A 12,469-nucleotide genomic window follows, 5' to 3' on the forward strand; every position below is an offset into this window, starting at 1 on the left:
TCAGCCTCCCTCGTAGTCGAAGTTCACGAAGACCATGCCCTTCTCGGTGCCCGACGACTCCGTGAACTCGGGGTAGGGGAGGTCGGGCAGCACCTCGAAGCGCCACGCCCCCTCCCACGCGTCGAGGACTCCCGCCTGGCACGCGTACACGTCCACCGTGTACTGGCCGGGCTTGAGCCACAGGTCGCGGACCACGAGGCGGCCCTTCTGGGGCTGCTCCGGGTCGAACCACTTCCCGACGAGGCGCGAGTCGCACTGGGCGATGACGGTGCCCTGGTCGTTGTTGATGTGCATGGAGACGAAGTACGTCCCGATCAGGTCCTTGCTCGCCGGCGCCTCGAAGTCGACGACGATGTCCTGCGACGACTTGACGAACTCGTCCTCCATGCGGACCGAGGACAGACGGAGGTTGCCGTTCCCGGGGCGCTTGGTGGGGTCGGACTGCGCGGCCGCGAAGCTCTCGAAGCTGTCGCGGTACGCCTGGAGCGTGCCCTCGACCGTCCCGGAGTACGTCAGGGTCCCGCGGTCGAGGAGGACCGCGGACGTGCACAGGGCCTGGACCGTCTGGAGCTGGTGGCTCACGTAGAGCACGGTGCGACCGCCCTGGGCGGCCTCGCGCATCTTCTGGATCGAGCGGCGCTGGAACTCGGCGTCGCCGACGGCGAGCACCTCGTCGATCGCGAGGATCTCGGTGTCGAGGTGGGCCGCGACGGAGAACGCGAGCCGCACGTACATGCCGGACGAGTAGCGCTTGACCGGGGTCGCGAGGAACTTCTCGATGCCGGAGAACGCGACGATCTCGTCGTAGCGCCGGGTGATCTCCTTGCGCGTCATGCCGAGGATCGCGCCGTTGAGGAAGATGTTCTCCTTGCCGGTGAGCTCGGGGTGGAACCCCGTGCCGACCTCGAGGAGCGACCCGACGCGCCCGGTGAGCTCGATGCGCCCGCGCGTGGGCGCCGTGACGCGCGTGAGGATCTTGAGCAGCGTCGACTTGCCGGCGCCGTTGCGCCCGACGATCCCGAGCGCCTCGCCCTGCGGGACCTCGAAGGAGACGTCGTCGAGCGCGTCGAACAACGTGTACTTCTGCTTGCCGGTGGACCGCACCCACTGGATGGCGGCGGCCGCGGCGGTGGACGGTCGCTCGCCGAACGCGCCGAGCCGGTAGGTCTTGCCCAGCCCGGCGACGCGGATCGCGGGTTCCGTGGTCGCCTGCACACCTGAAAGATAGTCGTCCCGCCGGGGCCCGAGGCCGGGTCGATCGGGTGAATCGAGCCCAGAACCGGACGAACGCGGGTGAAAGTACCGCCAGGCCCTCGGTGCTGGGGCCGGGCCGACCTACGATCGCGGCAGCGGCACCTGTGCCGGGCCCGACGACGGCAAGGGCGGCGAGATGGCTTCGGACGAGGACGGCACGGGGGCTCGGGGCGGCGCGGACCCCACGGTCGTCGGCGGGGTCGTCGCCGCGGTCCTGGGCGTGGTCGCCGCCGTCGTGATCGGCGGCACCGGGACGGGGAGCACGTCGGGCGCGCAGCCGTTCACCGCGTCCCCGGTCCCCGGGACGGCACCCGTGACGCAGACGGGCGCGCTGCCCCTGTGCGGGTTCCCCCGCCTCGAGCAGGTGACCGACGACGGCGTCGACACCGACGAGCTGGACGGGATCCGCACGGTCGTCGACGACGTCGTCACGCTCGACGACGGCGAGCTCGTCACGTTCCGCGTGCTCGACGGCGCGGCGTACGTGCTCGAGTGGGACCGCGAGGCGACGTACACGGTGACGCGCTACGACCTCGCGACGGGGGACGCGGAGGCGACGACGCCGGTGGAGCTCGACTGGGACGGCGCGAGCGAGACGTTCCGCACGGACTCCTTCGAGGTCGACGCCGACGGGAGCGTCTACCTCCTCGACACGCTCATGCACCGCCGCGACCTGCTCAAGGTCGCGCCCGACGGGACCACGACCTGGTCGACGACGATCCCCGAGGGCGAGCACACGGCAGGCGACCTCCTCGACCTGTACGGGACCGTGCGCTGGACGGACGGCGGCCGGACCGTCGTCGGGGTGCAGGAGGCGGGCGAGGTCCTGCACGAGGTGTCGGGCGACGGCGACCTCCTCGCGGAGATCCCGTTCGAGGGCGCCGTCCTCGCCCAGCTCCCGGACGGCGCGGCCCTGGTGCAGACCGACGTGCGCGACGACGAGCGCCGCACGCTCGACCTGCGCGCCGTGGGGCCGGAGGGCGACGACGGGTCCCTCCACCTCGGTGCCTCGTGGGAGCGCGGGCGGCCGTTCGGCGTCCCGCGCGTGCCCTGGCTCGACGACACGACGGGCGCGACCACCGGCCCCTCGTCCGGACCCGAGGGCGACGGCCTCGTCGTCGCCGACGAGAACCTCGGGTTCCGGTGGTGGGGGAGCGACGGCGTGTTCCGCGGCGTGTGGCCGGACACGCACAAGGACCTCGAGCAGCCGTTCGCGCTGTGGGAGAGCACGCCGGTGCTGCGCGACGGCACCGCGGGCGACGCGCCGTACTACGTCCTCACGCACGGCGACGACGGCGGGTTCGCGCTCACCGAGATCTCGGCCGACCGGATGGCGTACCAGCTCGGCGCCCCGGTGAAGTACAACGCGGCGAACGAGGAGCTGTTCGGCGGCCTCGGGCTCGGCGCCGGGCTGCTCGTGGACGTGCCGTACGGCGTCTTCCCCGACGGGACCGCGCCGCGCGTGGTCGCCGCGTTCGACGACGCCTGGGCCGCCTCCGCCGGGACGTACCGCCTGCGCTACCAGGTGCGCGGGGACCCGCGCGTGTGGGACCCGGTGGTCGGCGAGGAGACCGTGGTGGACCTCCCCGCGGAGGGCGGCGAGCTCGCGCTCGACCTGCCGCCGACCCGCCCGGGCGTGTACGAGGTCGACGCCGCGCTCGTCGACGCCGCGTCGGGCGAGGCGGTCTCGGGGACGTGCCTGCGCTACACCGTGGCCGCGGCGGGCAGCGGCCTGGACCCGGCGGCGCTCGCGGACGGCGCGGACTGGGGCGGTGCCGGACCGCTGCGCGGCGTGCAGCTCGCGGACCAGCTCGGGGTGGGCAGCCACCGCACGCAGCTCGACTTCGGGGCGATCGTGCCCGACCCGACCGCCGAGCCGGACGCCGCCGCGCTCGTCTGGGACTCGCTGCCGAACGCGGCCTTCGAGCCCGACGAGGAGGAGGGCGAGGAGCCTGCCGACGTCGACCCGTTCACCGAGCTCGCGGCCGCCGCCGAGCTCGCCGAGGAGACGGGCGTGATCCTCACGCTCCAGCTCGGCTCGGGCGGCGAGGCGGAGCAGGCCGCGGTCGAGGCCGGCACGTGGGAGGGATGGACGCGCGAGATCGTCGCCGCGGTCCACGAGCACGCACCGCAGATCCGCTACTGGCAGCCGTGGAACGAGCCGAACAACACGGGCTACGAGGACGCGGCCGCGTACGAGGAGGAGGTCGGCGCGCCCTTCGCGGCGGGCGCTCGCGACGCGTCGGCCGACGTCGTCGTGGTGGGCGGCAACACGCTCGGGATCGAGCCCGCGTGGTGGGCCGACCTGGTCGCGGCGGGCGGCTGCGACTCGCTCGACGTCGTGGGGATCCACCCCTACACCGGGTTCAACCGGTCGTGGGAGGAGGAGGGGTTCTCCGCGGACGGCGCCGAGCTGGACCGGCTGCGCGAGGCGATCGGGCCGTGCGGCGACGTCCCCCTGTGGGACACCGAGAGCGGCTGGTGGTCCGACGGCGTCGCGAACTTCTGGGCGGGCGGGTCCGACGTCGTGCGCAAGCTCCTCTGGTACGGGGTGGAGGGCGTCGACGAGTGGACGTACTTCTTCTCCGAGGGCGGGTTCGGCGAGGCCGGGAACTCGTGGTCGCTCCTCCAGTACGGGCAGTACGTGAAGCCGGCCGGCGCCGCCTTCGCGGCGAGCGCGGCGTTCCTCGACGGGTTCGGGCGGCCCGAGGCGGTCGAGACCGGGACGCCCGGCGTCCACGCCGTGCGCGCGCCCGGGGCCGGGGAGGTCGCGGGTGCGGAGCTGCTCGCGCTGTGGAGCGAGGACCTGTCGACCACCGTGCGGCTCTCCGCGCCGGGCGGTGCGGTCACCGTGACCGCGCGGGACGGGTACGGCGCCCAGCGCGGCCTGGAGGTCCCGCCGGGCGGCGTCGAGGTCCCCGTGAACGGCGCACCCGTCCTGCTCGTCGCCCCCGCGGGGACGGCGCTGGAGGTGGCCCCCGTCGAGGCGTTCGGCGACGACGTGCTCGAGGGCCGGCCGGTGACCGCGACGTCGACGCACGAGGACGCGAGCGACCCCGACGTCGTCACGTCCGGCACGTTCGCCGTGCGCGAGCCGTGGCGGTCGGGCCGACTGGCCGACGGCTCCGTCGACGAGGCGCCCGGCGTCGAGGTCACGACGGACGGGCCCCGCACGATCGACCGCGTCGCCGTCGCGACGGCCGGCATCCGCTGCTGCACGTCGGGGCTGCGCGACTACACGGTCTCCGTGCGGACGCCCGACGGCGGCTGGCAGGACGTGGCGCGGCAGACCGACCAGTTCCTCGACCGCGTCGCGCTCTTCTCGTTCGAGCCCGTCGAGGTCACGGCCGTGCGCGTGACGCTCCCGATGACGACCGAGCGCGACGTGCCCGTCCTGGCGGCGAACTACACGGGGATCGTCGGCGGGCTGCACCCCGACTTCGTCCCGCTCGCGACGGAGAGCGAGTGGATCGCGGCGATCAGCGCGGTCCAGGCGTGGGAGCCGGCCGGGTGACCGTCGTCACCGGGGGGCGGGCCCGGTCAGCCGCGCGCGGCGACCGCGCGCCAGATCGCGGCGTGCTGCGCGGCGCTGCGCTCCCACGTGAACGTGGCGGCGCGCTCGCGCCCGCGCCCGACGAGCGCCTCGACCTCGGCGTCGCGCGTCGTCACCCACAGCAGCGCCTCCGCGAGGCTCGCGCCGTCCGGCTCGGCGAGCACGCCGCCGTCGCCCACGACCTCGGGCAGCGAGCTGGTGCGCGCCGCGACCACCGGCACGCCCGCGGCCATGGCCTCCAGGGCGGGGAGCCCGAAGCCCTCGTAGCGCGACGGCACGACGACGGCCGCGGCCCCCGCGACGAGGCCCGGCATGAGCCCGCCCGGCAGGCGCCCGACGAGCCGGGTGCCGGGCAGCTCCGCGAACAGCCCGGTGCGGCGCGGGTGCGGCGGACCGCTCATGACGAGCGTGAGGTCCGGTCGCGCGGAGCGGACCCGTCCCCACGCGACCGCGAGCTCCTCCAGGTTCTTGCGGCGCGACGCGCCGCCCGCGTGCAGGACGTACGGGCCGTCCACCCCCAGCTCCGCGAGGCGCGCGCGGGGCAGCGGCTCGGCCGAGAAGTACACCGGGTCGACGCCGTTGTACGCGACCGCGGGTCGCTCGGCGAGCCCGAGGACCTCCGCGGCCTCGTCCGCGCTGAACTCCGAGACGCACACGACGGCCGCCGCGCGGCGGACCTCCTCGGCCGCGGCGCGGACCGGTGCGGACTCGTCGTCGTAGCGCCACGACACGACGTCCTGCACGGCGACGACGTCCCGCGTCGGGTGCGGCGGCAGGTCGAGCCCCACGCGGTGCACGACGGCGCCCCGCGGGTAGACCGCACGGCCGACGGCCCGGCGCACGGCCGGAGCCGCGGAGCCGAGGCGACCGAGGGGGAGCCGGTGGGTGCCGGGCAGCGGGGAGCGGAGCGAGCGGAAGACGGCGCGGTCGACGGACCAGGCGCTCGCTCCGGTGCCCCCCTCCGCGAGCGCCCCCGCCGCGCGCGCCGCGACCTCCTCCTGGTACACCTGGGCGCCCATGGGCACCTCGACCGCGACGGTCGCGACGACGAGCTGCGGCATCGGGCGGGTCCCCCTCGGGGCGTGGTGCGCGGCGGGTGCGGCACGGTCGGGACGACCGGAGCGGTCGGTAGAGTGGCCCACTCTAGTGGCGCGGACGCCCCGCCGGACCTGCGGGAGCGGGTGATGAGCGGGTGATCGTGGACCGGGCGCGGGCCGTCCCGCGAGAGGGTGAGGGACGCATGGCAGGGCGTCGTCGGGTGGCGCTGGTCGCGAGCTCGTTCGACCCGCACACCGGGGGCGTCGAGTCGCACGTGCGTCACGTCGCCCGCGTGCTCGCGGCGCGGGGGACCGCGGTGGAGGTCTGGACCGTCGACCGGGGCGAGCGCCTCGGCACGCGCCGCGTCGACGGCGTCCTCGTGCGCTACCTGCCGACCCCGCAGCCCTCGAGCCGGCCGGGCGACGTCGCCCGGTTCGCCCTCGCCGCGCCGCGGGCGGCGCTCGCGTGGGGCCGGGCCTTCCGCGCGTTCCGGCCCGACGTGCTGCACGTGCAGTGCTTCGGCCCCAACGGCGCGTACGCCCTCGGCCTGCGCACGCTCACGCGCACCCCGCTCGTCGTCAGCTCCCACGGGGAGACGTTCGCGGACGACCACGCCGTGTTCGAGCACTCGCGGCTGCTGCGGGCGGCGTTGGAGCGCTCGATCGACGTCGCGGGCGCGGTGACGGGGTGCTCGCGCGTCGTCGCGGACGACCTGGTCCGCTTCGGGGCGCCCGACGCGGTGGTCGTCCCGAACGGCGTCGACCTGGCCGGGTACGACCCGGTCGATCACGGTCCGCGGGACGTCGCCGCGGGGGAGCTCGCTCGGTCGGACGCGGTGCGCGCGCCCGTGGTCGTCGCGGTGGGGCGGATCGAGCACGTCAAGGGGTTCGACCTGCTCGTGGACGCGTTCGCGTCCTCCGCGCTGCGCGACCGTGCGCGGCTCGTCGTCGTGGGCGACGGGAGCGAGGCGGGCGCGCTGCGCCGCCGGGTCGCGACGGCGGGGCTCGCGGACCGCGTCGAGCTCCCCGGGCGGCTCGACCCCGCCGAGGTGGCGGCCCGGCTCGCGGAGGCGGACGTGGTCGTCGTGCCGAGCCGCGCGGACGCCGCCCCGCTCGTGGTCCTGGAGGCGTGGCGCTCGGGCCGGCCGCTCGTGGCGACCGTGCGGGGCGGGCCCCCGGAGATCGTCACCGACGGCGTCGACGGCGTGCTCGTGGACCCCCAGGACACGCAGGCGCTCGCCGCGGCCGTGCTCGGCCTGCTCGACGACCCGGAGCGCGCGGGGCGGATCGGGGCTGCCGGGCGCCGACGGGTCGAGGACTTCACCTGGGAGCGGGTCGTGGACCGGTACGAGGACCTCTACGCGGGGCTCGCCGACGTCACGCCGAGGGGTCGCTGACGCGGGGCGAGCCGGTCGTCCCGTCGGGCAGGACGGGAGGGCCGCCGGGGCGCGCGCTCGCCGTGCGCGCTCCTCGCGGGACGTCGAGCAGCCACACGACGGCGACGGTGACGGCGGCGGCGACGAGCAGCGAGCCGACGACGTCGCTCGGCCGGTGCGCGTACGTCACGACGGACGCGAGGGCGGCGACCGCGGTGACCACGAGCCCGGCCCAGCCCGCGACGGCGCGGGACGTCGGCCACGGCCACAGGAGCCAGATCGCGACGCACAGGCCGCCGACCACGGCGACGTGACCGCTCGGGAAGGTCTGGTAGGCGTAGCCGTGCTCCCCGAGGTCGGGCCGCACGAGGACCTCGCGGAGCCCGAGCGCGATCCCGACCGTCCCCAGCACGACGAGGACCGCGGCGAGGAGGTCGCGCCACGCGCGGCGCACGAGCGCGACCACGCCCAGGACGGCGACGACGGCCGCGCACGCCACCGGGAGGCCTCGGCGCAGCGCCCCGGCGAGGTCGCGCCCGGCGTCGTGCAGGGGCGCGAGGGTCCGGAACGCCCCGGCGTCGGCCTGCTGCCCGGCCACGGTGAGGTGCGAGGCGGCCCAGAGCGCGACGAAGACCGCGACGACCAGCGCGAGCAGCACGAGGAGCGCGGACGAGCGAGGCCGGGGCGGCACGGGGTCCGGCGCCCCCGAGGTGGACACGCCCCGAGCATGACGGAGCGGCGGGGACCCTGTCACCGGTCGTGGGCGGATCGCGCCGGGTGAAAACGTCGCGTCCCCGGTCGCCTGCCGGACGTCCGAGGGTCGGCTGCCGGTCGGCTGCCGTCGGTCGACGTGTGGGCGCCGGGGCGTACGCTGGGAGCCGTCGTCTCGCACGGCTCCAGCCCGGACCCGCTCGCCACCCGGTGAGCCTCGGTCCGGGCCGTTCGTGCTGCCCCGTCGTGTCCTCAACCAGCCCCGGCACCGTCCTCGACCCGGGCCCGCCTCGTGCGGCCGCCGACGCCACCGACCACCGTCCTCGGAGGGACCCCACCGCATGAACCTCACCGGCATCCTGCCCGCGCTGCTCGCCGACCCCGCCGCGACGGCGGCGGTCGAGCACGTGCGCGCCCGTGGCGAGGCGGACGTGGTCGGCCCGGCCGGCGCGCGCCCGCCGCTGCTCGCCGCGATGGCGGGGGCGCGGGCGACCGGGCCGGCCGACGGGGTGCCTGGCGGCGACGAGCGCGCGGCCTCGGGCGACGCGTGGGCGACGGGCTCGCGTCCCCTCGTGGTCGTGACGGCGACGGGGCGCGACGCGGACGAGCTCGCGGCGAGCGTGCGCGCCTACCTGCCCGACGAGCTGGCGGACGTGGTCGCGGTCCTGCCGAGCTGGGAGACGTTGCCGCACGAGCGCCTGAGCCCGCGCGCGGACACCGTCGCCAAGCGCATCGCCGTGTTCCGCCGCCTCGCGCACCCGGACCCGGAGGTCGGGCCGTCGGGCCCGGTCCGCGTGCTCGTCATGCCGGTGCGCGCGCTCCTCCAGCCGGTCGTGGACGGGCTGGGCGAGCTCGAGCCGGTCGAGCTGCACGCCGGGTCGACGGCCGACCTGACCGACGTCGCGGAGCGCCTCGTCGCGGCCGCGTACACGCGCGTCGACATGGTCGAGCGCCGCGGCGAGTTCGCGGTGCGCGGCGGCATCCTCGACGTGTTCCCGCCCACCGAGGACCACCCGCTGCGCGTCGAGTTCTGGGGCGACGAGGTCTCGGAGATCCGCTGGTTCGCCGTCGCGGACCAGCGCAGCCTCGAGATCGCCGAGCACGGGCTGTGGGCGCCGCCGTGCCGCGAGATCCTGCTCACCGAGTCGGTGCGGTCGCGGGCCGCGGCGCTCGTCGAGGACCTGCCGGGCGCCACGGAGATGCTCGACAGGCTGGCCGCGGGCGTCGCGGTCGAGGGCATGGAGTCGCTCGCGCCGGTGCTCGTGGACCGCATGGTCCCGGTGCTGGAGCTCGTGCCCGACGACGCGCTGCTCGTCGTCGACGACGCCGAGCGCGTGCGCCGCCGCGCCCACGACCTCGTCGCGACGACGGAGGAGTTCCTCGCCGCCGCCTGGACCGGCGCCGTCGCGGGCGGCAAGGCACCGGTCGACCTGTCCGCGGCGTCGTTCGAGACGTTCGCCGAGGTCCGTGCGGTCGCGCAGCGTCGCGGCCTGGGCTGGTGGACGCTGTCGTCGTTCGCGCTCGACAACCCGGACCTGGACGTGGCGCCCGACGCCGGCGCGCCGGACGCGGCCGGAGCGGGCGCGGCGTCGGGCACGACCGCCGCGCACGTGGGCGAGAGCGCCGACGGCGTGCCCACCTTCACGCTGGGCGCGCGCGACGTCGAGTCCTACCGCGGCGACGTGGCGCGCGCGCTCGACGACGTGCGCGGTCTGCAGCACGCCGGCTGGCGGCTCGTGCTCACGACGGAGGGTCACGGGCCGGCCAAGCGCATGGTCGAGCAGCTCGGCGCGGCGGACACCCCGGCGCGCCTCGTGCCGCGGCTCGACGACGAGCCCGAGGGCGGCATCGTCCTCGTCACCCCGGCGATGGTCGGCAAGGGCTTCGTCGCGCCCGAGCTGCGGCTCGCCGTCTTCTCCGAGGCCGACCTCACGGGCCGGGCCGGCACGAGCACGCGCGACATGCGCAAGATGCCGAGCCGGCGCCGCAACGTCGTCGACCCGCTCCAGCTCAAGGCGGGCGACTTCGTCGTGCACGAGCAGCACGGCGTGGGGCGGTTCGTCGAGCTCGTCCAGCGCACGCTCGGCACGGGCGGCAACGCGGCGACGCGCGAGTACCTCGTGATCGAGTACGCGTCGAGCAAGCGCGGCCAGCCGGGCGACCGGCTCTTCGTGCCCATGGACCAGCTCGACCAGGTCACCAAGTACACGGGCGGCGAGTCGCCGAGCCTCAACAAGATGGGCGGGGCCGACTGGGCCAAGACGAAGACCCGCGCGCGCAAGCACGTCAAGGAGATCGCGGGCGAGCTCATCCGCCTGTACTCGGCGCGCATGGCGACGCAGGGCCACGCGTTCGGCCCGGACACGCCGTGGCAGCGCGAGCTGGAGGACGCGTTCGCGTACGTCGAGACGCCGGACCAGCTCGCGACGATCGACGAGGTCAAGGCGGACATGGAGAAGACGGTCCCCATGGACCGGCTCGTGTGCGGCGACGTCGGCTACGGCAAGACGGAGATCGCGATCCGCGCGGCGTTCAAGGCGGTCCAGGACGGCAAGCAGGTCGCGGTGCTCGTGCCCACGACGCTGCTCGTGCAGCAGCACCTCGAGACGTTCTCCGAGCGGTACGCGGGCTTCCCGGTGACGGTCAAGGCGCTGTCGCGCTTCCAGACCCCCAAGGAGTCCGAGGAGGTCGTGGACGGGCTGGCCCAGGGGACGGTGGACGTCGTCATCGGCACCCACCGCCTCATCACGGGCAGCGTGCGGTTCAAGGACCTGGGTCTGGTCATCATCGACGAGGAGCAGCGGTTCGGCGTCGAGCACAAGGAGACGCTCAAGCAGCTGCGGACCAACGTCGACGTGCTCGCCATGTCCGCGACCCCGATCCCGCGCACGCTCGAGATGGCCGTCACGGGCATCCGCGAGATGTCGACGCTCGCGACCCCGCCGGAGGAGCGCCACCCCGTCCTCACGTACGTCGGGGCGTACGAGGAGAAGCAGATCGCCGCGGCGCTGCGCCGCGAGCTCCTGCGCGAGGGCCAGGTGTTCTACGTGCACAACAAGGTCGAGACGATCGAGCGCACCGCGGCGCGGCTGCGCGAGCTCGTCCCCGAGGCCCGCGTGGGCGTCGCGCACGGCAAGATGAACGAGCACCAGCTCGACCAGGTGATCCGGGCGTTCTGGGAGAAGGAGCTCGACGTCCTCGTCTGCACGACGATCATCGAGACGGGCCTCGACATCTCCAACGCGAACACGCTCATCCTCGAGCGCGCGGACATGCTCGGGCTCTCCCAGCTCCACCAGCTCCGCGGACGCGTGGGCCGCGGGCGCGAGCGCGCGTACGCGTACTTCCTCTACCCGCCCGAGCGGCCCCTCACCGAGACCGCGCACGACCGCCTCGCCACGATCGCGGCCCACACCGACCTCGGCGCGGGCATGCAGGTCGCGATGAAGGACCTCGAGATCCGCGGCGCGGGCAACCTGCTCGGTGGCGAGCAGTCCGGGCACATCGCGGGCGTCGGGTTCGACCTGTACGTGCGGATGGTGGGGGAGGCCGTGGCGAACTACCGCGGCGACGGTCCGGAGGAGCAGCCCGAGATCTCCATCGAGCTCCCCGTCGACGCGCACCTGCCCGAGTCGTACATCGCGACCGAGCGCCTGCGGCTCGAGGCGTACAAGAAGATCGCCGCGGCGACCGACGCGCCCGAGCTCGCCGAGGTCCGGGCCGAGCTCGTCGACCGGTACGGCGCCCTGCCGGACGTCGCGTCCGCGCTGTTCGACGTCGCGGACTTCCGCAACCACGCGCGCCGCGCGGGGCTCACGGACGTCACCGCGCAGGGCAAGTTCATCCGGTTCGCGCCGGTGGACCTCGCGGAGTCCGCGCAGCTCCGGCTCAAGCGCCTCTACCCGGGCACGCTCCTCAAGCCCGCGATCCGCGCGTTCCTCGTCCCGTACCCGACGACGGCGCGCATCGGCGGCCGCCCGCTGCGCGGCGCCGAGGTGCTCGAGTGGGCGCGCCAGCTCATCGACGCCGTGATCGTCGGCGAGGTGAGTGCGGCGGCGACGGTCGGGACGTCGTCGGCCGCCCGCTGAGCGGGGGTCAGCTCTTCCGACCGTCGAGGAAGTAGGCGATGGGGCCGACCCAGTTGACGAGCAGCGCGAGCCCCCACGCGAGCTTGGTGCCGTTGACCTGCTCTGCCGGGCGGCGCAGCAGGTCGCGGTACGCCGCGGCGGTGAGCGTGACCTGTGCCGCGCCCACGACTCCGACGGCGATCTTCTGACCCGTGGTCAGGTCCTTCCAGCGGCGCTTGGTCCCCATGTCGTCGTCTCCTCCCGTGTGCGTACGGCTCGACGCTATGCCGTCCGGACGCACGGTGCACGGCTCGTGGGCGGCCCGAGGTCCCGCCGGTGCGCGCTGCCCTCCCGGCCGAGGGATGCACCCCGACGTGCGTCACCCGGCCGAGAGCGCCCTCGCTCGACGTGGGCGTGTCGACCGGGCGCCGCGTACGAGGTCGTGACAGAGCACCGAGCGCTCTGTAAGGT

At 75.2% G+C, this 12,469-nt stretch carries 7 protein-coding genes; 3 read left to right on the forward strand and 4 right to left on the reverse strand.

Annotated elements, in window-relative coordinates:
• Positions 1–1,215: an ABC transporter ATP-binding protein gene (locus ACTJIY_RS05455; protein WP_253052938.1), complete on the reverse strand. Its 1,215-nt coding sequence runs from the start codon at positions 1,213–1,215 to the stop codon at positions 1–3.
• Between the two features lie 175 nt (positions 1,216–1,390).
• Here ACTJIY_RS05455 and ACTJIY_RS05460 point away from each other — a divergent pair, with 175 nt between their 5' ends.
• Positions 1,391–4,768 (forward strand): hypothetical protein, encoded by a 3,378-nt coding sequence (locus ACTJIY_RS05460; RefSeq protein WP_440674918.1) that lies wholly within the window; start codon positions 1,391–1,393, stop codon positions 4,766–4,768.
• Between the two features lie 26 nt (positions 4,769–4,794).
• On the opposite strand, the gene ACTJIY_RS05465 is transcribed toward ACTJIY_RS05460, so the two are convergent.
• Positions 4,795–5,868, reverse strand: a complete 1,074-nt coding sequence (locus tag ACTJIY_RS05465; RefSeq protein ID WP_440674919.1) for a glycosyltransferase family 4 protein — start codon at positions 5,866–5,868, stop codon at positions 4,795–4,797.
• Positions 5,869–6,047: 179 nt separating this feature from the next.
• Between ACTJIY_RS05465 and ACTJIY_RS05470 the strand changes: the two genes are divergently transcribed.
• Positions 6,048–7,241, forward strand: a complete 1,194-nt coding sequence (locus ACTJIY_RS05470; protein ID WP_440674920.1) for a glycosyltransferase family 4 protein — start codon at positions 6,048–6,050, stop codon at positions 7,239–7,241.
• On the opposite strand, the gene ACTJIY_RS05475 is transcribed toward ACTJIY_RS05470, so the two are convergent.
• On the reverse strand, positions 7,222–7,938 hold the full coding sequence (locus tag ACTJIY_RS05475) for a phosphatase PAP2 family protein (protein WP_440674921.1): 717 nt from the start codon (positions 7,936–7,938) through the stop codon (positions 7,222–7,224). The genes ACTJIY_RS05470 and ACTJIY_RS05475 overlap by 20 nt on opposite strands.
• A gap of 334 nt (positions 7,939–8,272) precedes the next feature.
• On the opposite strand from ACTJIY_RS05475, the gene mfd reads away from it, so the two are divergent.
• A complete protein-coding gene (gene mfd / locus ACTJIY_RS05480) occupies positions 8,273–12,019 on the forward strand; it encodes a transcription-repair coupling factor (RefSeq protein ID WP_440674922.1) in 3,747 nt (1,248 codons plus the stop codon).
• 7 nt (positions 12,020–12,026) lie between these two features.
• Here mfd and ACTJIY_RS05485 read toward each other — a convergent pair whose 3' ends face one another.
• Positions 12,027–12,245, reverse strand: coding sequence for a PLD nuclease N-terminal domain-containing protein (locus ACTJIY_RS05485; protein WP_141390373.1), 219 nt, complete (start codon positions 12,243–12,245; stop codon positions 12,027–12,029).
• Positions 12,246–12,469 lie beyond the last annotated feature (224 nt).

The organism is Cellulosimicrobium sp. 22598, assembly GCF_052044445.1.
Taxonomy (GTDB): Bacteria; Actinomycetota; Actinomycetes; order Actinomycetales; family Cellulomonadaceae; genus Cellulosimicrobium; species Cellulosimicrobium cellulans_G.

Coding starts and splice junctions, on each gene's coding strand:
- ACTJIY_RS05460 (WP_440674918.1), top strand. CDS start 1,391: ATGGCTTCGGACGAGGACGGCACGGGGGCTCGGGGCGGCGCGGACCCC.
- ACTJIY_RS05465 (WP_440674919.1), bottom strand. CDS start 5,868: ATGCCGCAGCTCGTCGTCGCGACCGTCGCGGTCGAGGTGCCCATGGGC.
- ACTJIY_RS05470 (WP_440674920.1), top strand. CDS start 6,048: ATGGCAGGGCGTCGTCGGGTGGCGCTGGTCGCGAGCTCGTTCGACCCG.
- mfd (WP_440674922.1), top strand. CDS start 8,273: ATGAACCTCACCGGCATCCTGCCCGCGCTGCTCGCCGACCCCGCCGCG.
- ACTJIY_RS05485 (WP_141390373.1), bottom strand. CDS start 12,245: ATGGGGACCAAGCGCCGCTGGAAGGACCTGACCACGGGTCAGAAGATC.